At 68.6% G+C, this 20454-nt stretch carries 18 protein-coding genes; 8 read left to right on the top strand and 10 right to left on the bottom strand.

What is annotated here, in order from left to right; translation table 11 throughout:
* Nucleotides 1-84 precede the first annotated feature (84 nt).
* The 5 genes from OG804_RS04595 (at nt 85) to OG804_RS04575 (ending at nt 6502) form a co-directional block, all read left to right on the top strand.
* On the top strand, nt 85-603 hold the full coding sequence (locus OG804_RS04595; RefSeq protein ID WP_328394194.1) for a DUF4232 domain-containing protein: 519 nt from the start codon (nt 85-87) through the stop codon (nt 601-603).
* A gap of 116 nt (nt 604-719) precedes the next feature.
* Nucleotides 720-2456, top strand: a complete 1737-nt coding sequence (gene poxB, locus OG804_RS04590; RefSeq protein ID WP_328394192.1) for a ubiquinone-dependent pyruvate dehydrogenase — start codon at nt 720-722, stop codon at nt 2454-2456.
* A 177-nt stretch (nt 2457-2633) separates the two neighbouring features.
* Nucleotides 2634-3440 carry an alpha/beta fold hydrolase gene (locus tag OG804_RS04585; protein WP_328394190.1) on the top strand — a complete coding sequence of 269 codons (807 nt, stop codon included), beginning with the start codon at nt 2634-2636 and terminating at the stop codon, nt 3438-3440.
* A 93-nt stretch (nt 3441-3533) separates the two neighbouring features.
* Nucleotides 3534-5285: a non-ribosomal peptide synthetase gene (locus tag OG804_RS04580; RefSeq protein ID WP_328398225.1), complete on the top strand. Its 1752-nt coding sequence runs from the start codon at nt 3534-3536 to the stop codon at nt 5283-5285.
* On the top strand, nt 5282-6502 hold the full coding sequence (locus tag OG804_RS04575; protein WP_328394188.1) for a cytochrome P450: 1221 nt from the start codon (nt 5282-5284) through the stop codon (nt 6500-6502). Before OG804_RS04580 ends, OG804_RS04575 begins: the two co-directional genes overlap by 4 nt.
* A gap of 60 nt (nt 6503-6562) precedes the next feature.
* Here OG804_RS04575 and OG804_RS04570 read toward each other — a convergent pair whose 3' ends face one another.
* Nucleotides 6563-6913, bottom strand: a complete 351-nt coding sequence (locus OG804_RS04570) for an ArsR/SmtB family transcription factor (protein WP_328394186.1) — start codon at nt 6911-6913, stop codon at nt 6563-6565.
* Nucleotides 6914-6973: 60 nt separating this feature from the next.
* Here OG804_RS04570 and OG804_RS04565 point away from each other — a divergent pair, with 60 nt between their 5' ends.
* Both OG804_RS04565 and OG804_RS04560 read left to right on the top strand, forming a co-directional pair.
* A complete protein-coding gene (locus OG804_RS04565) occupies nt 6974-7321 on the top strand; it encodes a putative quinol monooxygenase (RefSeq protein WP_328394184.1) in 348 nt (115 codons plus the stop codon).
* 68 nt (nt 7322-7389) lie between these two features.
* Nucleotides 7390-7848, top strand: a complete 459-nt coding sequence (locus OG804_RS04560; protein WP_328394182.1) for a hypothetical protein — start codon at nt 7390-7392, stop codon at nt 7846-7848.
* 70 nt (nt 7849-7918) lie between these two features.
* Here the strand turns inward: OG804_RS04560 and OG804_RS04555 are convergent, their stop codons facing one another.
* Nucleotides 7919-9022 carry a GGDEF domain-containing protein gene (locus OG804_RS04555; protein ID WP_328394180.1) on the bottom strand — a complete coding sequence of 368 codons (1104 nt, stop codon included), beginning with the start codon at nt 9020-9022 and terminating at the stop codon, nt 7919-7921.
* Nucleotides 9023-9418: 396 nt separating this feature from the next.
* Here OG804_RS04555 and OG804_RS04550 point away from each other — a divergent pair, with 396 nt between their 5' ends.
* Nucleotides 9419-12199 (top strand): AAA family ATPase, encoded by a 2781-nt coding sequence (locus OG804_RS04550; RefSeq protein WP_328394179.1) that lies wholly within the window; start codon nt 9419-9421, stop codon nt 12197-12199.
* Between the two features lie 105 nt (nt 12200-12304).
* Here the strand turns inward: OG804_RS04550 and OG804_RS04545 are convergent, their stop codons facing one another.
* The 8 genes from OG804_RS04545 to OG804_RS04510 all read right to left on the bottom strand — a co-directional run bounded on the left by OG804_RS04545 (nt 12305) and on the right by OG804_RS04510 (nt 20343).
* Nucleotides 12305-13204 (bottom strand): ATP-grasp domain-containing protein, encoded by a 900-nt coding sequence (locus tag OG804_RS04545; RefSeq protein ID WP_328394178.1) that lies wholly within the window; start codon nt 13202-13204, stop codon nt 12305-12307.
* Between the two features lie 205 nt (nt 13205-13409).
* Nucleotides 13410-14714, bottom strand: a complete 1305-nt coding sequence (locus OG804_RS04540) for a DUF1254 domain-containing protein (RefSeq protein ID WP_328394176.1) — start codon at nt 14712-14714, stop codon at nt 13410-13412.
* Nucleotides 14715-14820: 106 nt separating this feature from the next.
* Nucleotides 14821-15090: a chorismate mutase gene (locus OG804_RS04535; RefSeq protein WP_328394174.1), complete on the bottom strand. Its 270-nt coding sequence runs from the start codon at nt 15088-15090 to the stop codon at nt 14821-14823.
* A complete protein-coding gene (locus OG804_RS04530; RefSeq protein ID WP_328394172.1) occupies nt 15059-16450 on the bottom strand; it encodes an FAD-binding oxidoreductase in 1392 nt (463 codons plus the stop codon). The genes OG804_RS04535 and OG804_RS04530 overlap by 32 nt, the downstream gene beginning before the upstream one ends.
* 2 nt (nt 16451-16452) lie before the next feature.
* Complete coding sequence (locus OG804_RS04525) at nt 16453-17445, bottom strand: class I SAM-dependent methyltransferase (RefSeq protein ID WP_328394170.1); 993 nt, start codon at nt 17443-17445, stop codon at nt 16453-16455.
* Complete coding sequence (locus tag OG804_RS04520) at nt 17442-17816, bottom strand: RidA family protein (protein WP_328394168.1); 375 nt, start codon at nt 17814-17816, stop codon at nt 17442-17444. The genes OG804_RS04525 and OG804_RS04520 overlap by 4 nt, the downstream gene beginning before the upstream one ends.
* The gene (locus OG804_RS04515; RefSeq protein ID WP_328394166.1) at nt 17813-18904 is read right to left on the bottom strand and encodes an alpha-hydroxy acid oxidase; all 1092 of its coding nucleotides are present in this window, start codon (nt 18902-18904) and stop codon (nt 17813-17815) included. The genes OG804_RS04520 and OG804_RS04515 overlap by 4 nt, the downstream gene beginning before the upstream one ends.
* Nucleotides 18901-20343: an amino acid permease gene (locus OG804_RS04510; RefSeq protein ID WP_328394164.1), complete on the bottom strand. Its 1443-nt coding sequence runs from the start codon at nt 20341-20343 to the stop codon at nt 18901-18903. Before OG804_RS04510 ends, OG804_RS04515 begins: the two co-directional genes overlap by 4 nt.
* Nucleotides 20344-20454 lie beyond the last annotated feature (111 nt).

Here is a 20454-nt window from a genome sequence, read left to right as displayed (position 1 = left end):
CGGGACTCAGCGCTACGACCCTGCCCACCCGGATGACGTATCTGTTCCAATGGCATGGTGATGTATCGCAATTCGAAAGGAACCATGACGTCGATGAAGTCGCGGGTCGCGGGAACGGCTGTTGCCGCGACGGCAGCCCTGGCGGCGATGTTCATCCCGGCGGCGACCAGCGCGGCCACACCGGTCCTGTGCACCGCGGAAACACTGAACCCGAGCACCCGTGACCGGCCGTCCGACTCACCCGGCCAGCGCCGGCTGGAGATCGTCCTGACCAACACCTCCGCGCAAAGCTGCGCGGTACAGGGATTCCCGGGCGTCGACCTGGTGGGCCCAGCGGATCCGGCCTTCGGCCCGACCTATCAGCTGCCCCGTCAGGACGTGGATTTCGCACCGGTGACGGTGGCGCCGGGCGCCGCGGTGAGCAGCCTGCTCACCTACCTGCCGGGCGGCCCGGGCGGCTGGGTCCCCGCGACGATCGTCCTCACCCCGCCCGATACCACCACCCCACTGCAGGCGCCGTGGCCGGCGGGCGTGAGCGTGCAGCGCCAGGACGCCGCCACCCACCCGGGCACCTATATCGGCCCGCTGCAACCCGCGTCCTGAATCATCGCCGCCGCGCCGACCCGATCGGCGCGGCGGCGTCATGTCACAGGTCCTGCGGCGCGGCGGCCTCGCCTCGCCTCGCCGGAGATCGCATTCGGCGCGCGTAGGGTCGGGCCATGGCGACGGTTGCTCAACACATGATCTCTGCGTTGCAGGTCAGCGGTGTCAGCCGTGTTTACGGGTTGCCCGGTGACAGTCTGAACGGGTTCACCGACGCGATACGGCGATCGGACGGCATCACGTGGGAGCATGTGCGGCACGAAGAGGCCGCCGCGTTCGCCGCGACCGCGGACGCCGCACTGACGGGCCGCCTCGCCGTATGCGCCGGCAGCTGCGGGCCGGGCAACCTTCATCTCGTCAACGGACTCTACGACGCGCAGCGGACCAGGGTTCCGGTACTCGCCGTCGCCGCGCACATCCCGATCGGCGAGATCGGATCCGGATATTTCCAGGAGACTCATCCCGAGGAGTTGTTCCGCGAGTGCAGTGTGTACTGCGAACTCATCGCCGGCCCGCAGTCGGCCCCACGTGTCGTGGAGATGGCGATGCGGGCGGCGGTCGAGGAGAACGGGGTGGCTGTCGTGGTGATTCCCGGCGAGGTGTTCCAGAGCCGCTTGTCCGATGAGCGGTGGGGTGGCCGTCCGGTATTGCCCACCCGGTCGGTGGTGCGGCCGGACGACTCCACACTGCGCCGTGCGGCGGACATCCTCAACGCCGGGTCGCGGGTGACGATTCTCGGCGGGGCCGGGACCGGCGGCGCCCACGCCGAGGTCATGGCCTTGGCCGATACTCTGTGCTCGCCGATCGTGCACGCGTTCCGCGGCAAGGAACATCTGGAGTACGACAACCCGTACGACGTGGGGATGACGGGACTGCTCGGGTACGCCTCGGGCTACAAGGCGATCAAAGAAGCCGACGTGCTGCTGATGCTGGGCACCGACTTCCCGTATACGCAGTTCTATCCCGAGGACGCCGCGGTCGTCCAGGTCGATATCCGCGGCAGCCACCTCGGTCGGCGCACCCCGATCGACGTGGGCATGGTCGGCAGCGTCGAGGACACGATCGACGCACTACTGCCGCTGCTGACGCGGAAGACCGACCGGACGCACCTGGACCGGTCGCTGAGGCACTACCGCCGCACTCGTCGATCACTCGACGCGCTGGCGGTCGACGACCGGAACCGCACACCCATCCGGCCGGAATACGTCGCCGGCGTGGTGAATCGACTGGCCGCCGACGACGCGGTGTTCACCTTCGACGTCGGATCGCCGACGATCTGGGCGGCACGCTATCTGAGCATGAACGGCCGGCGGCGGCTGACCGGCTCTTTCACCCACGGCACGATGGCCTGCGCACTGCCGCATGCGATCGGCGCGCAAACGGCCTACCGGGGACGCCAGGTGGTAGCACTCGCCGGGGACGGCGGATTGACGATGCTGTTCGGCGAGCTGATCACGCTGTTGCAGAACGACTTGCCGGTCAAGGTGATCGTGTTCAACAACTCGTCGCTGAATTTCGTGGAACTGGAGATGAAGGCGGCCGGGGTGGTGAACTTCGGCACCGACCTGGAGAACCCCGACTTCGGCGCCGTAGCCCGAGCGATGGGGATCTGGGGGCGCCGTGTGGAACAGCCCGGTGACCTGGAGCCGGCCATCGAGGAAGCCTTCGCGCACGAAGGGCCGGCGCTGGTCGACGTCGTCGTCGCGCGGCAGGAACTGGCGATTCCCCCGGCCGTCTCGGCGGAGCAGGCCAAGGGCTTCACCGTCTACGCCATCCGCACCATCCTCGCCGGCCGCGCCGACGAACTTCTCGACCTGGTCACCACCAACGTCGCCCGGCGAATCCTGGACTAGTCACGCCGCGACGCCTCCTGGGTACGCGGACGTCCACGCCTGCGGCATTCGACACTCCCCGCACCTGATCCCACCCCTGGGAATGCAGTGCGGGCGGGCGGCGCGCGCACTGCTAATTTCTGCGTCGAAGGCTCGGCGGCAAGTCGAGGGTACGGAACCGGGCGGAACCTCAACACCATGTCGACAGTGCTCATCAACGGTATCCAGTTGAGTTACCAGGAAGCCGGTGCCGGGCCGCTGGTGTTGCTGATCATGGGCAGCGGCAATCCCGGCAGGGTGTGGCGGACCTATCAGGTACCGGCCCTGGTGCGCGCCGGATTCCGCGTCGCTACCTTCGACAATCGAGGAATCACCCCTGCCGAGGAGAGTTCCGCCGAGATCACCCTGGAAGATCTGGTGGCCGATTCGGCCGCCTTGATCGAATATCTGGGCGCGCCCGCCCATATCGTGGGCACCTCGCTGGGCGCACTGGTGGCGCAGGAGCTGGCTCTGGCCCATCCGGGCCTCATCGATCATGCGGTGCTGCTGGCCACGGCGGGCCGACCGCACCCGATGCTGCTCGCGACCACAGCCGGTCGAGCCGCGCTCCACGACAGCGGCGTCCGACTTCCGGCCCAGTACAGCGCCGCCGTCGAGGCGGCCCTGCACCTGTCGCCGCGGACGTTGGCAGATTCGGCGCAGGCCCAGCAGTGGCTCGACACCTTCGAATTCGCGGCGTCCGTGCCGACGACAGCCGGTGTGCGGGCGCAACTCGGAATCGACCACTCTCGCAATCGACTGGCCGATTACGAGCGAATCACCAGACCCAGCTTGATCATCGGCTTCTCCGACGATCAGCTGGCACCACCGCTGTATTGCCGCGAAGTTGCGGCGGCGATTCCCGGCGCCCGCTACGTCGAAATAGAAGGGTGCGGCCATCTGGGTTACCTCGAGCGCCCCGCGGAGGTCAATCGCGTGCTCATCGACTTCCTGTCCGGCCGGTGAATCCGGATCACCGAGCAACCCCGCGCTGTTCCCAATGTTGGTGATCATGTAACACGCCGGTCGAACAGCTCAATTACAGTCACCAGCGTGCAAATGCCTGATGAGGTGCCGCTACAACCGCCGAATCGGGTCTGGTTGCAGAGGTTGGAAGAACGAATTCCCGGTATCGCGCACGAAGTCGCGCTGACAAATAGCCAATTGACATTGACCTACCGGGAACTCGATCAATGGATCGACCGGATATGCGCCGAATTGGTCGAAACCGGTGTCACCGAATCGGAGTCGATCGCGGTGGTGACGCCGCCGCGGCGCACGCCCCATACGACCGCGGCAATGCTCGCCATCTGGCGTCTCAGTGCGGTGTATGTGCCGCTCGCGGCCGATCAGCCACGAGACCGCACAGCCGATGTCCTCGCGGCCTGCCCGATCCGGCTGGCGTTGCTGGACCCCGAAGCCGCGAAACCCGCACTCCCCGGCGAGATCCTCACAATCACCGTTCCGCCGCCCGGAGCGGCGGTAGCGGACCACCCGACGTATCCGGCCATCGAGCCGGACAGCCTCGCCTACGTTATCTTCACCTCCGGTTCCTCGGGCACGCCGAAGGGCGTGGCGGTGCCGCATCGAGGCATTCTCGCGATGGCCGATGCCACCGCCGCGGCGCTGGAACTGAGGCCCGGCTCTCGTATGCTGCAATTCGCCCCCGCATCCTTCGACGCCTCGCTCGCGGAGATCACCTCGACGCTCGGTGCCGGGGCCACGGCGGTTTTCGCCGGGCACGATCAGCTGACCGACGGCCTCGCGATCGCCGAGACGATCGTCGCGCAGCGGATCACCCACGCCATCATGGTGCCGTCTGTGCTCGCGGCGATTCCCGAGGACCGGATGCCCGCCGGACTGAGCCTCGTCATCGCCGGTGAAGCGGCGAATGCGGCGGTGGTCGACGAATGGACGGTCCGGCACCGACTCGTCAACTCCTACGGGCCGACCGAAACCACCGTGTGCGCCACCATCAGCGATCCGCTGACCGGATCCGCGCGACCTCTCGCGATCGGGCACGCCATCGCGGGCACCACCTTGCGGGTCGTCGGTGCAGACGGCGCTCCGGCGGAGCCCGGCACGGCGGGCGAACTGTGGATCGGGGGACTCGGCGTGGCGCGCGGCTACCTCGGAATGCCGCAGGAGACCGCGGAAGCGTTCGTCGCGGATCCGGTGACCGGAGACAGGTTCTACCGCTCCGGTGATCTGGTCCGCCGATTGCCCGACGGCCAGCTCGAATTCCTCGGACGGATGGACCGGCGTATCAAATTGCGCGGCCGCCGCATCGAGCCGGCCGATATCGAAACCGTCGCACTGCGCTGTCGCGGGGTGCGTCAGTCCGCGGTTGTCGCGACCGATACCCAACTCGTCTGCTGTGTCGTGGTCGACGCCGGGATCAGGGCGGATGATGTTCGCGGCTTTCTCGTCGGGCACCTGCCCGGCCATCTCCTGCCCGACCGGGTGGAGATCGTCACCGAAATGCCGCGTACACCACACGGGAAGACCGATTTCGCGGCCGTAGCGGATCTGGTTCGCACCCCCCGTTCGACGCGCACAGCCCCGGAACCGGCGACCGCGGCCGAACGGGTGCTCTGTGCGCTGTTCGCGGAGATCCTGGCTCTGCCCGAATACCATCCGGCGGACAGTTTCTTCGATCTCGGCGGCGAATCCATGGAAGCCGCGCGGCTCACCCGCAGTATCCGTCAGACGCTCGGTGTGGAGATGACGATGCGAATGCTGCTCGACGCGCCCTCGCCCGCGCAATTGGCCCCGCTGCTGTCGATTCCGGACCTGGTGAGCGGCGGATGACCACAATATTGCCCGCGGCGAACCGCGAGGATACGCGGTCCCGGGATCTCACCGAGCCGAGGACGCACGCGCGAGCGGATATGGCGGAATTCTGGCGCGACCGCCGGCAACGACAGCCGATCTCCTGGCACGAGGCTTCCGCCGCCCATCCCGGGTTCTGGGTCGTGTGCGCCCACGACCCGGCGGTGCGGATCTATCGCGACAGCAAACAGTTCACCTCGCAGCGCGGCAATGTCCTGCTCACGCTGCTCGCCGGCCGAGACAATGCCGCGGGCAGAATGCTGGCGGTCACCGACCCGCCGCGGCATGACCGGCTGCGTCGGCTGATGACCCCCGCACTCACCCGGGAAGCGGTGCGGTCACTGGCATCTCGAATTCGTGAGCGCACCGCACGATTGCTGGCGGGGCGGTCGGGTTCGGGTGGATTCGACTTCGCGGACGAGATCGCCTCCCGCATTCCCATCTGGACCATCTGCGATCTGCTGGGCATTCCGGACAGCGAACACGATCTGCTGGTCTCGTCGACCAAACAAGCGCTCAGCTCCGACGATGCCGAGCAGTCCGCCGTCTCGGCACTCGCCGCGCGCCAGGAGATACTGCTCTGCCTGCTCGACCAGGTACAGGCCCAGCGAAAACGTCCGGGCGACGGACTGATCGCCGGCTTGATCGGCTCGGAGTTCGAGGAAGCGCCGCTGACCGACGAGCAGATCGTCACCAACTGCTACAGCATCATTCTCGGCGGCGATGAGACGGCCCGGCTGACCATGATCAACGCGGTGCACGCGTTCGCGGAAGATCCGGCCCTGTGGCAACGATTCGGCGCGGTCGACGAGCTCGGCACCGCGGTCGAGGAGATCATCCGATGCTTCGCCCCCACCATGCATTTCGGCCGGGTCGCGGGAGCCGACGTCGATATCGACGGGGTGCGCATCGCGGCGGGAGACATCGTCACGCTGTGGAACGTCTCCGCGAATCGGGACGAGAACCGATTCGCCGATCCGGACACGGTGTGCTTCGAGCGCAAGCCCAACCCTCATCTGGCCTTCGGCTACGGCCCGCATTTCTGTATCGGCGCGCCGCTGGCCCGCTTGGAGATCGCCACCGTGCTCGACGAACTGCGCCGCAGCGCACGGACCATCGTCGCAACGGGTACCCCGCAACCGCTGTATTCGAATTTCCTGCACGGGTACGCCACCCTGCCGGTCGCACTCGGATAACGACCTCCAGCGAAGAGTGCCACCGCTCGCACCCGGTGGCACTCCGGTAGATCGAGCGATCTATATCCGGCCGAGATCGGACTCCGAACGGCCCGGCCCGGCCCGGCGCTCGTTCTCCGCCGCGAGCAGCATGATCAATCCAGGGAATCGCCGCGCCAGCTCAGCGCGCCGCAGTTGCGCCATATTGCTGTTCCCGCGATCGACCTGCCGAATGAGACCCGCCTGCCGTAGGACCCGGAAGTGATGGGTCCGAGTGGCTTTCGAAACCGGCAGGCCGAACGAACTGCAATGCCGCTCCGCTCCCTCGGCGTCGGCCAGCAGGGCCAGGACCACCTCGAGCCGGTTCTTGTCCGCCAGCGCGGCCAGCACCGCCCGAAGGTCCATCTCCGCCTCATCCGGTTGGTCGTCCATCTCCACCCTCCACTAGGTACGGTTTGAATCATACCTAGGAGGAGGCTACCGTCCCTAGGTATGACATCATTCGTACCTACCGCCGCACGTCCCTACGCCCTCATGGGCTTCGCTCGCCCCAAAGCGAACCGCGCCGCGGAATTGAAGGAACTCCTGCTGTCCTTCGTCGCACCCACCCGGGAGGAGGAGGGCGCCCTCGAATACCATTTCCACGAGGACGCCGCCGATCCGAACACCTTCGCCTTCTACGAAGTCTGGCGGTCCAAGGAAGACCTCGACCGGCATCTCGAACTTCCGCACATGCGCGCCTTCTGGGAACGTCGAATGGAATACCTCGAACAGGATCTCGAGATCCACATCCTGTCCATGCAGAGTTCGTACCCGCGACCGATCGCCACCCAGCAATAACGGGCGCAAACACCACGCCGAGCCCGGTCACAGACGCAGATTGCCACCGTCGAGCACGAGGAGCACCCATGGCAACTCTCCACTTCACCGCGACCACGACGGCGACACCCGAACAGTTCGTCGCGGCACTCACCGACTTCGGTCCCAGCCGCGAGCAACTGTTCGGAAACAGCACCGAGCAGTACCTCGAAGTACACCACCGCGGCCCCACCGAAGCCGACGTCACCGAGGGATCACGCGGCATCTGGGAGCGCCTGCACTACGACTGGTCCGACCCCGCCCGCGTGGTCATGACGACCACCGACTCCAACCTGTGGGGCGGCAGCTCGGGCCATACCTACACCTTCACGGTGCGGCCCGACGGCAAGACCGACATCGACGTCGTCGTGGTGCGCGAGGGCAAGAACCTCCGGGGCCGAGCAGTCGGAGCCGTGGTCGGCACCATCGGCACAGGCGTCCTGCGAAAGGCGTTCCGGAAGACGGTCGCGGCCGTCGAGGCCCGCAACAGCGGCACGAACGAGACCTGAGACCGGGCCTTGATGTCGGCCGAGTGGCAAAGCCCGTACCCGGTGCGAGCCAGCGCTGACCGCAGGCGCGTTATCCGGGAACCGGGTGGCGGTGATCGCGCGGCGGGGTGAGTTCGTCGACCACCACCAGATTCCCGCCGGACTGTTTGGCCCGGTACATGGCGGCGTCCGCGGCGTGCAGCAGCTCGTCCGGGGTCGGGCGCGGACATCGGGGACAGACCGTCGCGTCGAAGACCGCGGCGCCGACGCTGGCGGTGACCTCCACCGAGGTCTCCGGCGGTTCGGCCACCGCACGCCGCAGGCGTTCGGCCTCGGCCCGCGCGGCAACGGCGGCGATCGGCGCGGCCACCACGAACTCCTCGCCGCCGGTGCGCGCCACGACCGCTGTTTCCCTCGCGGCGTCGTGCAGGCGTCGGGCGGTCCGTACCAGAACGGTGTCGCCGACAGGGTGGCCCCAGGCGTCGTTGACGCTCTTGAACCGGTCGAGATCGAAGGTCATGACGCAGATCGCGGGGTACCGGTCCACCAACAGCGGCAGCCGGATCTCCAGGCCGCGGCGGTTCAGCAGTTCGGTCAGCGGGTCCGACAGCGATTCGGTGCGCAGCAGCCAGTACAGGAGCTGCAACGCGGGCAGCGCGCTGACGACCGACACGAACAACAGAAGCGCGACCGCGAGAGCCAGCCGGATATCACCGCCGCCCGTGGCGATACGCACCGAGAACACGATCACCGTCAACAGCGACCACGCCGAATGCGCGGCCAGCGCCCGCGCGCTGTGGAAGAAGCCCAGGTAACTGCCGGTGACCACGAGCAGCAACGCGCCCATCGCCCCGAACAGCCGGTCCGGCAGCTGGAGGAACTCCAGCGTGAACAGCACATCGGCGCAGCCGATCAGTATCAGCGACTCGGTCCGGCTCGGCCAGGGCAGCAGCCACCAGCGCAGCGCCCACAGCGTCCCGGACAGCACCCCGACGGTCGACGCGATATCAGGACTGCCGACCGGTCCCACCGGCGTGCCCGCGATCACCGCGCCCATCACCGCGATCGCCGCGCCCGCGACGCCGATCAGCGCCTTCAGCGGACCCAGTGCCGATCGAGCCGCCAAGGTGCGCACCAGCCAGCGGTAGTCGACCGGATCGTTCCACCAGGCCCGCAGCGTCTTGCCGTCATTCATCGACTCACCCTTGGTTCCGACCGCGTCGCCCACCGTCGCTCGTACCGAGTGCGAAAATTCCAGGGAATCTCACCAGCTCATCCGCAGCAGTCTAGACCGGACGTATTCATACCCGATGCCCGAGTATGTGTCCCATCCCACTGCCGACGTGTCGGACGGATCGTCGCTGATCACCCGACGGCCCCGACCGCATCTCGGCGGGAAGATGCGGACGCCTTCATCCCGAGCGGGACACGACAGCGCTGGTTACGCTGAACCCATGACGCCGACAGCGCCGGTCACCGGACTCCCATGACCCTTGGTTCGGCCGGTGACGCTTCCGGCCGGTTCGGCCGTTCTCGCGGGTCGAGCCGAAGCCGTCGGGCGCAGGGGCGGGCCGCCGCCGCGGAAGACGCCGTGCACTCGTTCGACTCATCGGGCGGTCCGCTCTCGCCGTCGCGAGTTCCGGGCCGACAGCCCGAATGCGAACAGCTCGACCAGTTGCTCCAGACCGTTCGGGGTGGGCAGAGCCGGACACTGGTGCTCCGGGGGGAACCGGGAGTGGGCAAAACCCGGCTGCTCGAGTATCTGGCCGACAGCGCGCGAGGTTTCCGGATCGCCCGGGTCACCGGAGTGCAGTCGGAAATGGAGCTGGCGTTCGCCGGTGTGCACCAGCTGTGCGCGCCCATGATGGGCGAACTCGCCGCCCTGCCCGCGCCGCAGCGCGCCGCCGTGAGCGCGGCGGTCGGCCTGGGCGGCGAACCCGCGCCCGACGGGTTCCTCGTCGCACTCGGCGTCCTGGGCCTGTTGGCCGAGGCCGCCCGGAAGCGGCCGCTGCTGTGCCTCGTCGACGATGCGCAATGGCTCGACCGGGCGTCGGTGCAGGCGCTGTCCTTCACCGCCCGCCGCCTCGTCGCCGAATCGGTCGCCCTTGTTTTCGCGGTGCGGGCACCCGAGAGCGCCGATGCCGACCCCGCCGAGCCCGCCGGCCTGCCGGAACTGCTGATCGAGGGTTTGCCCGACGAGGACGCCCGCGCACTGCTGCGCACGACCATCCAGGGTCCGTGGGACGAGCACGTCCTCGGCCGGATCGTCGCGGAAACCCGGGGCAATCCGCTCGCCCTTCTCGAACTGCCGAAGATCTCGAGTCCGGTGGAGCTGGCAGGCGGCTTCGGCCTGCCGATCACGCGGCAGATCGACACGCGGATCCGGACCGCGTATCTGCGGCGCATAGCCGAACTCCCCGCCGATACCCAACAGTTACTGCTGGTCGCGGCGGCCGAACCGACCGGCGAACCCGCCTTGCTGTGGTCGGCGGCCGAATACCTCGGGGTGCACGTCGCGGCGGCCGAACCCGCCGTCACCGCCGGTCTGGTGACGATCGGCCGACGCGTCGGGTTCGCTCACCCGATCGTGCGGTCGGCCGTCTACTGGGCAGCCGGCCCCGACGACCGGCGCGGCGCGCACCGCGCGCTCGCCGCGGCCACCGATCCCGCCGCCGACCCCGACCGTCGTGCCTGGCACGCCGCGCACGGCGCGTCCGGTCCCGACGAGAGCATCGCGGCGGAACTCGAGCGATCGGCCGCGCGGGCCCGGATCCGCGGCGGTGTCGCGGCGGCCGCGGCCTTCCTGGCCCGCGCGGCCGAACTGACACCCGACCCGGGACGCCGCCGGGAGCGCGCGCTGATCGCCGCACGAGTGACACACGAGGCGGGAAATCCCGATACGGCTCTGAAATTGGTGTCGCTGGCCGAAGCCGGACCGATCGACGACCGGTTACGCGCCGAAACCGAGCTGGTACGCGCCCGGATCGCCTTCACCACCCATCGGGGTATGGCGGCGCCGCTGCTGCTGCTCGAGGCCGCGCGGCGGCTCGCCGCCCATGACGGCGCCCGCGCCCGCGAGGCGTATCTGGAGGTGATCGAGGCGTCGATGTTCGCCGGTCCCCGCGCGTATCGCCGGGGGCAGCAAGATGCCGCCCGGGCGGCGCGCGACACGCTCGCTCCGGCCGAGCCGCGGGCGGCCGGTCTCCTGCTCGACGCCTTGTCCACCCGGATCCTCGAAGGCCACACTGCCGCCGTGCCCGACCTGCGCGCGGCGCTGCGCGCGATGCGGGAACCCGACCTGCCGCCCAACGAAGCGTTGCGCTGGTTATGGCTGACCTGTGTCACGGCCATCGGTCTCTGGGATCACGATGCCTTGTCCGAACTGAGTATCCGCAATCTCGACCTGGTCCGGGTGACCGGTCGGGCCTCGGCACTTCCCATCGCCCTCATGCTGCGCTGTATCGTGCACGTCCTCGACGGTGAACTGCCCGAAGCCGAATCGTCGGCCACCGAGATCCTGACGGTCTCCGAAGCGGTCGGCGCCGCGGCGCCGCTGCACGCCGCGCTGTTCGTGGCCGCGTGGCGCGGCCGGGAAGCGGAATGCCTCGACCTGTCCCGCCGCGTGGACGAGGGCGCGGTAGACCGCGGCGAAGGCATCGGACCGGTCGTTGCAGGTTGGGCCCGGGCCGTGCTCTACAACAGTCTGGGCCGTTACGACGAGGCGGCCGAGGCGGCACGGTCGGCCAACGAGGAATACGTTCAGCTCGACGTCGGCATACCCACCTGGGCGCTCGTCGAATTCATCGAGGCCGCATCCCATATCGAGGCGACCGACCGGGCCTTCGACGCGCTGGTCCGGCTCACCGAGGTCACCCGGCCCACCGGCACCGACTGGGCCGCCGGTATCGAGGCCCGCTCTCATGCCCTGCTGAGCGACGGCTCGGAAGCCGAAGATCTCTACCTCGAAGCGATATCGCGTCTCGGCCGCACCAGTCTGCGCGGCGAACTGGCCCGCGCCCACCTCCTCTACGGCGAATGGTTGCGCCGTGCCCGGAAGGTCCCGCAAGCCCGTGAACATCTGCGCACCGCCTACGAACTGTTCACCAGCATGGGTATGCACGGTTTCGCCCACCGGACGGCCGGCGAACTGACCGCCACCGGCGAGCGCATCCGCGTCGCCGCCGCACCCGCCGGAAACGATCTCACCGCCCAGGAGACGCAGGTCGTCAGGCTGGTCCGGGACGGGCTCACCGATCGCGAGATCGGCGCCAGACTCCTGCTCAGTCCACGCACGGTCGAATGGCAGCTGCGCCGGATATTCGCCGAACTCGGCATCCGGACCCGCGGACAGCTCCGGTCGCCGCCGGAGTGACAGCCGGCCTGCCGTAGCCCGGGCTACGGTAGTTCCGACGCCGGTGTCCCGGAGACCCGGACTACGCACTCCAGCGGACCCTGTGCGAACGATCCGGCAGCCGGGTCAGTTCGGGGATACCGTCCGCCGATCGGGGGTGCCGAGCAGTGCGCCGACGATCAGCTCGGGCGCGGTCCCCGCGGGGAGGTCGGATACCTGGCCGTCGCCGACTTCCACCACCCGCCAGACATCGTCCTCGCGCACCGCGAGATCCGTTGTGACGAAACGGGCGTCGAGTCGCGCGACGCACGCGGCGACCCGGTCCAACGGCGGCACCGGACGTTCGTCCGGTGTGTCCGGGTGCGCGCCGACCAGCAACGGCACCCCGTCCAGCCACCACACCCTCGCCTCCGCCGCCCGGCGCGCACCGGCGCCGAACGATTCGAATGCCCGCAGCACGATTCCACCCGCGAGGTAGCGGTCCTGCTCGGCGACGAAAGCGGCCACGATCCGGTGCAGGCCGGCGCTATCGGTGAGGTCCGGGATGTAGCAGGCGGTATCCCAGACGTGCTTGGCGGATTTCACGAAGTCCTTGACGATGCCCGCGCCGCCACCGAGCGGGGTGGCCAGGCGCGCCAGCGTCGCGGTGTCCGGGACCTGCCCCGGCGGACCGGACAGCCACCGGCTCGCTGGAGTCACCGCCTCGAATGTCTCGTACCAGCCGGGTAACTCGTGCGCCGTGCGATAGGCCGCGGCACCGATCATCAGTGGTGTTCCGCGGGCCGCGAGGGCGTCGGCCAATGCCGAGTACGCGGCCGAGGGGATCATCCAGCCTCGGTACCACGCCGGCCCGGCGGCGCGGGGGACTTTCCGAACCGCCGCCGCGATATCGCCGGCCAGCAGCCGGTCGTGGTCGATCAGCCCCACCGTCGCCCCGAGTTCGCGAGCAGCGGCGGTCTCGGCGGCGAAGTGCGGATCGGTCCGTCGTGGATCGAGCGGATCGGCGCACGACAGCAGGGTGGGCATCGGAACATGATCCGCCGCCCTACCGCCCGGAGTACACCGAATTCTCGCCGGCCACTTCCGAACCGGGGATCCCGGAGGTCGACTCGACCAGGACGCGGCAACCCGCTCATAGATCCGGTCTCGGCCGTTGGAAAGGGCCGCCGTGCCCGTGGTGGTCCGCGAGTAGTTCACCCAATGGACCTCGCGCACACGGCCGGCCGAACGGTCAATGCGCTCGGGTGACCGCCGGTAGCCGGTAGGTCCCGTCCAGAACTGTGGCATCGGGCCCGTACATGCGCATCGTGAGATTGAACGCGTCGGCCGGCGCCGGCAGCCAGTTCGCCGCCGCGTCCGGATCGGCGGGCCGGTCGTGCTGGATGTACAGAGTGAGGGCGCCGTCGGGGTCGGTGTGCAGGCCGTCGGTGGTGCTGCCGATGCTGTAGCGGTGCCGGCTGTTGGCGACGAAGAGCATATCGTCGCCGTAGAGGGCGAGATTCCAGAACACCGACACCGGCGGCGCCTGCCCGGCCGGAAAGCGCAGGGTGTAGTCGTTGCTGCCGTGCAAGGGCCGGCCGGCCGCGTCGACCGAGCAGGGCGGGTAGAGGACTTCCTCGGCAAGTTGGGCACCGAGTACGTATTTCACCAGTGCCGACCGCAGCGTGAAGTCGTGCCCCGCGCGCCCACCCGCGAAGTAGTAGCGCCACCCGTTGACCGTTTCCCCGACGCGTTCCCAGCAGGCGTCGATGATCGCCTCGGCCGCCGGCGCCGCGCGTTTGAGCCCGCGGACGATCGCCTCGTCGAGGGTGGCGGGTTCGAATCCGGCGGCCACAGTCAGCCCGATGTGACGGAACGAGGCGATCAGCGGCTCGTCTCGGTCGCCCGATGTCGGCAGGTACCACTGCATGGCCTGCCCGAGCTGATCGAACAGGCGCAGCGTCTCGTCGGTGGTGGCGGCCAGCTTCGGCGCCATGCCACCGTCGGGGCCGCGGTATCCGAGGCCTCGGGCCCGGAAGGCCGAGAGCGGGAGCAACCTGAACCCGCGCTGCGCCGCACCGGCAGCCGCGGTGTCGGCGTCGCCGTCGACGAAGACGCGCAACGCGGCGACAGCGGTGCGGGTTCGTAACCGGATCGGGATGATCCCGGCGGGCAGGTCGCCGTGAAAGTCGGGACCGCACAGGGCGTAGCCGCCCGGTTGCGGGCCTTTCGTGCCCCCGATATCGGCGATGACCTCATCGAACATATCGCCGATCTGCACGATGTACCAGCGCGAATCGGTCAGGACCGGCACATGCAGCACTACCGGTTCCTCGGTCAGGTCGAGGTTGGCGTAGCCGTCGAGGGTGACATTGTTCGGGGTCACCACGTAGCGATCGGCGGCGGTCTTGAGCTGATCGAACAGGCGGAACTCGTTGACGTAGGCAGCGCCCGCGCTGACGCTCGCTTCGTTGGTGGCCGCGTAGCAGATCAGCGGGTAACCCCAGGTCAGCGCCTGTACACCCGCGACGTATGCGAGCTCTTCCCGTGTGTCCATCTGCGGGGGTGTCCTTCCCGAAGCCGGTACCGGTCCGGCCATTCCCGCACACAGATCCCCGAGAGAGCATCACCCGCCGCGGGTGACCCGGACACACCTGAACAGGCTACTGAGGTTCCCGGCCCAGGTGGCCTCGCCCGAGGCGCAGCAGGAGCGCGGCCAGTTCGTCACCCTCCCTCCCCAGGCACTGTCGGTAACGCGCGAAGATCTCCAACTCACGCTGGTGCACCACCCGCGGCCCGCCCGACGCCCGGCGGGCCCGGCCGACCTGCCGGGACACCTCGGCACGGTGCTGGACCAGCCGCATGATCTCCGCATCCAGCGCGTCGATATTCCTGCGTAGCTCAGCGAAATTCAGCTCGGGCTCGGTGCCCATCGCCCACCCCTGTGACGTCGAGAATCTTGCCCGGGTTGAGCAGCCCTCGGGGATCGAGGGCGGTCTTGATCGCGGCCATCACCTCGACCGCGCCACCGTGTTCGGTGCGCAGATATTTCTTCTTGGCGACACCGATCCCGTGTTCTCCGGTCGCCGTCCCGCCGACCGCCAGCGCATGCTCGACGAGCCGGTCGGAGAAGGTATAGGCCCGCTCGGCATTGTCCGGGGTCACCGGCACGACGGTGTGCACGTTGCCGTCGGCGACATGTCCGGCGATCACGATCTCCAGACCCAGCGACGCCGCGGACTCCTCGGTGATCCGGACCATTTCCGGCACCTGCGATATCGGGACGGCGGTGTCGGTGATGTGGTATTGGCATCCCGGGTAGAGCGCCTTGATCGCGAAGAACAGAGCATGCCGGGCTCGCCAGATCTCGTTACGCTCGGCTTGCTGGTGGGCGGCCTCGACCTGAATCGCGCCGTTGTCATAGGCGATGGTGTCGATCTCCTTCGCCTCGGCGTCGATGGCGGCGGCCGACGAGGAGTGCAACTCGACGAACAGCGCCGGCCGCTCGGGATGCGCCGTGCCGAGATACTGATTGATCGCCCGCATGGACGACGCGTCGACCAGTTCGAGCCGCGCGACCGGGAGTGCGACGGCCATGATCTGGTATGCGGCGGCCACCGCCTGCTCGACCGTGGGGAAGAAGACGCGTTGTGCGTGCACGTGCTGGGGTACCGGATGCAGAGTGACGGTCAGTTCGGTGAACACCCCGAGTGTGCCCGCGGATCCGATGAACAGATCCTTGAGGTCGTAGCCGCTGCTGGTCTTGCGGACACCGCGCCCGAGCCGCACGAGGTCGCCGTTGGGCAGCACGACCTCGAGCGCGGCCACATTGGCGCGAATACCGCCGTATCGGACGGTCGTGGTGCCGCTGGCATTGGTGGCCGCCATCCCGCCGATGCTGGCGTCCGCGCCGGGGTCGACGGGAAAGAACAGTCCGGTGTCGGCCACCGCCTTGTTCAACGCTGTGCGGGTCAGGCCGGGCTGCACCGTGGCGAGGAAGTCGTTCGGCCGGACCGACAGCACACCGTTCAGCCCCGACATATCCAGCACGATCTCGTCGCCCAGCGGGACGATATGGCCCTCGGCGCTGGTGCCCGCGCCGAACGCGATCACCGGATGTCCCGCCTCCGCGGCCCAATTGAGGGTGGTCCGCACGTCGTCGGTGTGTGCGGCGTACACCACCGCGGCCGGTCTGCGCCGGCTGCGCCCGGTCTCGTCCCGGCTGTGTGCCTCCAGGTCCGCGGCACGCCGGCTGACCTTGCCCGGGAGCAGCCGGTCCAGTAGATCGATCATCGCTACCGCTCCGCGATCCAGACCATCATGGCCTCGTGGTCCTTGTCCAAGTGCTCGGCCACGCGGAAACCGAGCGAGGCGAAGGCGTCGGCGTACTCGTCGTCACGCCACACCCGGACACCGGTCAGCTCGTGGTAGATCTCGAACGTGGGTGCGAACCAGGGCTGCTCGTGCCACTGCACCCCCGCCGAGCGCACTACGTCCCCGATCACGAACCGGCGCACATTCGGAAACCAGTCGAGCCACGCGCCCAGCACCGCGTCGATACCGCCACCGTCGCTGGCCAGCTGGTGCATCAGATTGAACGACATCGCCGTGGTCACGTCCGACCGGATGCCCTCATCGAGCCACGCGGGCAGCTCGTCACCCGGTTGGACGGACCCGGCGCGCAGCCGGACGCGGTCGGCGAAACCGAGCCCGGCGAGGCGTTCCCTGGCGGTGTCGATGACCCCGGCCTCGATGTCCACGCCGATCAACTGTTCGGTGTGCCCGAACTCGCCGATGATCTGCAACCGGCCGCCGTCGGCGCAGCCGAGGTCGACGGTGCTGCCGGGTTCGGTGTCCTGCGCGACCCGCGCGGCGATCGCCTGCAGCGTCTCGGGGTGGCGCAGCGCGATATCGGTACAACCGCGGGCCACCGCGTCCGGGTCGGTCTGCGCCGGCACGATGTCGGCGGTGGCCGCGGCACTGCCGATCTGCCGGAAAGTGGGCTCCCACCCACGGGTGGTGACCCGGACGAAGCCGCGGTTGAACGCGATCTCGTGCCCGTCCTCGGTGAGCCGGTACCCGTCGCCGTCCGGTGCGAGCCAGCCGAAGCGGTGCAGAGCGCGGGCGAGCGCGCGCTGCAGCCCGGTCGTGGGGACGATCTTCTCCTCGCGTCGCATCAACTGTTGCCACCAGCCGAGATCGTCGGCCGCGACCACGAGGTGCGCCGCGGTCTGGCCCTCCAACAGGGCGGAGAGGGTGAGGCGCTCGGACGCTGCGATGCTGGTCATGGTGCACTGTTCCTTCTGTGGGAGGGAGAAATTGCAGCAATGGCTTGCACCTCGATGAGCAGGCCGTCCACCGGGAGTCCGCATACAAGGGTGGTGCGGGCCGGTGGGGTCGTTCCGAAATGGTCGGCGTAATGGGTGTTCCAGGCGCCGAACCATCGGCGTTCGGCGAGAAAGCATTCGACGCGCAGCAGGTCGCCGCGTCCTGCACCCGCGTCGCGGAGCACGATGTCGAGCTGTTCGAGGACCCACGATGCCTGCGCGTCGAAGTCCTCGAACAGTGGTGTCAGGGTGGAGGGTTCGATCGCCGCGATACCCGCGGTGGCCACGATCCCGTGGCCGGTACCGAATCGAGCGAAGGTCGGGGCATTCATCGCTCTCCCACCAGCGTCGCGTCGAAGCCGGCGATGCTCTGTACCCCGGCGAGGATCATGAGAGTCCGCAATTCCTCGGCGAGCAGCTCGATCGTCCGGCGTACGCCCGCTTCACCGCCGGCCGCCAGCCCGTACGCGGCCAGCCTGCCGATCACCACCACGTCCGCGCCGAGGGCGAGCGCGCAGAAGAGGTCGCTACCGGTACGTACTCCGCTGTCCAATGCGATCGGCACCCGGCCCGCGACCGCGGCGGCGACCTCGCCGAGCACGTCCAGACTCGCCGGGGCCGGGTCGATCTGCCGCCCACCGTGGTTGGACACCACGACCGCCGCGGCGCCCGCGTCTATCGCCTGGCACGCGGCGTCGGCGGTCAGTACGCCTTTCGCGATCCATGGCATGCCACAACGCTGCGTGACCTCGGCCAGCCGGTCCCAGTTCCAGGTCGGGGCCCCGTGTGTGACCAACTGGCCGAACATCTCGGCGACGTCCGGGGTGCCCTCGCCGAGCGTGTTCCCGGCGAAATAGGAAAGGTCCGGGTCGAATCGGTTGATCCGGTTACGAACGCGATAGCCGGCGGTCGGGCAATCCACCGTGACGCACAGAGCGCTGTATCCGGCCGCGCGGACCCGCTCGACACCCCGTTCGAAATGCTCGAACGGATGCAGCTGGGCGATCCGCGCCGCCTGCGGCGCCGTCTCGGCCACCTGTTCGTAGGAGTAGGTACCCGCCTCCGGCACGATCGAGGCGGTCCCGCATATCTCGTTGGCCCGGCCGACCGCCAGATGCCCCTGCGGATGGAACAGCGCGTCGCCGCCGAACGGAGCGGTCAGTACCGGAACCGACAGCGGGATCCCGAGGAACGTCGTATCGGTGCTCGGGGTGCTGACCCCGCTCATCGTCCGCGGCCGGATCACACGCCGCTCGAATGCGACGCGGTTCGCCCGCAACGTCGTCTCCCGCCCTGCGCCGCCCTCGAGGAAGTCCATGACCTCCCGTGGGAGCGATTGCAGTGCCGCCTCGCGGATTTCCTCCAGGGCGGCGAAATCCACGTCCTGCGGGTACATCGAGCTGATCGCGGATGTCGTCATCGAACCTCCTGTACGACGGACGGTGCGGGGGCCGGCAGCGATTCGGCCAGAAACGAGTGACGGCGCCCGTAGCACAAATAAACGGCGATACCGGCCACCAGCCAGACGACGAACCTTGCCCAGGTCAACGGCTCCAGCGTCGCGGCCAGCACCACGCAGCCGATCATCGCCAGCAGCGGAACCAGCGGAACCAGCGGCGTCCGGAACGGACGCTCGCGGTGCGGATCCACCTGGCGGAGCACCAGCACCCCCACGGATACGAGGGCGAACGCGAACAGCGCACCGACGTTCACCAGTTCGGCGACAACGCCGATGGGCACGAACCCGGCGATCAGCGCACCCACCACACCGAGCAATACCGCCAGGCGCACCGGTGTACCCCGCCGGCCCGTCGTGGCCAGCCCCGGGGGCAGCAACCGGTCGCGGCACATCGCGAACACCAGCCGTGTCTGCCCGTAGAGGATCATCAGCAGCCCCTTGGTCAGCGCGACCACCGAGGCGACCAGGATCAGGCTGCCGACCCAGCCCATCTGCAGCTTCTCGAAAACGGTGGCGACCGGCGCCTCGTTGTTCAGTGACCGATAGGGCGAGACCCCGGTCAGCACGGCGCTCACCGCGATGTACAGCACGGTCGCGACGAGCACCGAGCCGATGATCGCGAAGGGCAGGTCGCGCCGTGGATTACGGCTCTCCTCCGCGGACGTGGCGACAACGTCGAATCCCAGGAAGGCGAAGAACGCGACGGCCGCGCCACCGATCACGCCGCCGGTGCCGAACGGCGCGAAGGGCGCCCAGTTGCCGACCTGGATGTGCGGGATACCGACCGCGACGATCACCAGCAGCACCCCGATGGTCAGTACCACCAGCGCCTTGGTGACCCGGGCGGTCAGCCGGACCTCGCCGACGAGCACGGCCACGATCACCGCGATGATGAGGATCGCCGGCAGGTTCACGATCCCGCCGTCGGCCGGTGCGGCGGTGAGTGCGGTGGGCAGCGAGAGACCGAACAGCGATTCCACTGTGGCGCCGAACATCCCGGACCAGCCGATGGCGATCGCCGACCCGGCGACGACGAATTCGAGGAGGAGGTTCCAGCCCACCAGGAACGCGGGCGTCTCGCCGAGCGTGGCATAGGTGTAGGTGTAGGCACTTCCCGAGACGGGCACCATCGCGGCCAATTCGCTGTAGCACAGCGCCACGAGCGTGCAGATCACACCCGCCAGCAGGAAGGACAGCATGATCGCCGGACCCGCTTTGGTGGCCGCGGCGACCCCGGTGGTGACGAAGATTCCGGCGCCGACGATCGTTCCGATGCCCATGGCGGTCAGGTCGAGCCGGCCCAGGCTTCGCTTCAATCGGGCATCGCCGCCGGCGCTTGCGCCGACTACGTCCTCGGTCGCGCGGCGACGCCAGCGGCCGGGTGGGGAGATCGTTTGCATGCTTCAGTCCCTTCCGGAAGACACGCAGGTCAGCGATAGAGATGGGAGGAAGTTCTCATCTCTGCGAATCAGAATCAGGGACGGGCTCGGGCCGAGGCAAGGTAAAGATGA

Source organism: Nocardia sp. NBC_00416 (assembly GCF_036032445.1).
GTDB lineage: Bacteria > Actinomycetota > Actinomycetes > Mycobacteriales > Mycobacteriaceae > Nocardia.
This window is presented reverse-complemented; position numbering and strand designations above follow the sequence as displayed.

Excerpts from the sequence above, each read along its gene's own strand:
- OG804_RS04595 (WP_328394194.1), top strand. The coding sequence starts at position 85 with ATGACGTCGATGAAGTCGCGGGTCGCGGGAACGGCTGTTGCCGCGACG.
- poxB (WP_328394192.1), top strand. The coding sequence starts at position 720 with ATGGCGACGGTTGCTCAACACATGATCTCTGCGTTGCAGGTCAGCGGT.
- OG804_RS04585 (WP_328394190.1), top strand. The coding sequence starts at position 2,634 with ATGTCGACAGTGCTCATCAACGGTATCCAGTTGAGTTACCAGGAAGCC.
- OG804_RS04580 (WP_328398225.1), top strand. The coding sequence starts at position 3,534 with ATGCCTGATGAGGTGCCGCTACAACCGCCGAATCGGGTCTGGTTGCAG.
- OG804_RS04575 (WP_328394188.1), top strand. The coding sequence starts at position 5,282 with ATGACCACAATATTGCCCGCGGCGAACCGCGAGGATACGCGGTCCCGG.
- OG804_RS04570 (WP_328394186.1), bottom strand. The coding sequence starts at position 6,913 with ATGGACGACCAACCGGATGAGGCGGAGATGGACCTTCGGGCGGTGCTG.
- OG804_RS04565 (WP_328394184.1), top strand. The coding sequence starts at position 6,974 with ATGACATCATTCGTACCTACCGCCGCACGTCCCTACGCCCTCATGGGC.
- OG804_RS04560 (WP_328394182.1), top strand. The coding sequence starts at position 7,390 with ATGGCAACTCTCCACTTCACCGCGACCACGACGGCGACACCCGAACAG.
- OG804_RS04555 (WP_328394180.1), bottom strand. The coding sequence starts at position 9,022 with ATGAATGACGGCAAGACGCTGCGGGCCTGGTGGAACGATCCGGTCGAC.
- OG804_RS04545 (WP_328394178.1), bottom strand. The coding sequence starts at position 13,204 with ATGCCCACCCTGCTGTCGTGCGCCGATCCGCTCGATCCACGACGGACC.
- OG804_RS04540 (WP_328394176.1), bottom strand. The coding sequence starts at position 14,714 with ATGGACACACGGGAAGAGCTCGCATACGTCGCGGGTGTACAGGCGCTG.
- OG804_RS04535 (WP_328394174.1), bottom strand. The coding sequence starts at position 15,090 with ATGGGCACCGAGCCCGAGCTGAATTTCGCTGAGCTACGCAGGAATATC.
- OG804_RS04530 (WP_328394172.1), bottom strand. The coding sequence starts at position 16,450 with ATGATCGATCTACTGGACCGGCTGCTCCCGGGCAAGGTCAGCCGGCGT.
- OG804_RS04525 (WP_328394170.1), bottom strand. The coding sequence starts at position 17,445 with ATGACCAGCATCGCAGCGTCCGAGCGCCTCACCCTCTCCGCCCTGTTG.
- OG804_RS04520 (WP_328394168.1), bottom strand. The coding sequence starts at position 17,816 with ATGAATGCCCCGACCTTCGCTCGATTCGGTACCGGCCACGGGATCGTG.
- OG804_RS04515 (WP_328394166.1), bottom strand. The coding sequence starts at position 18,904 with ATGACGACATCCGCGATCAGCTCGATGTACCCGCAGGACGTGGATTTC.
- OG804_RS04510 (WP_328394164.1), bottom strand. The coding sequence starts at position 20,343 with ATGCAAACGATCTCCCCACCCGGCCGCTGGCGTCGCCGCGCGACCGAG.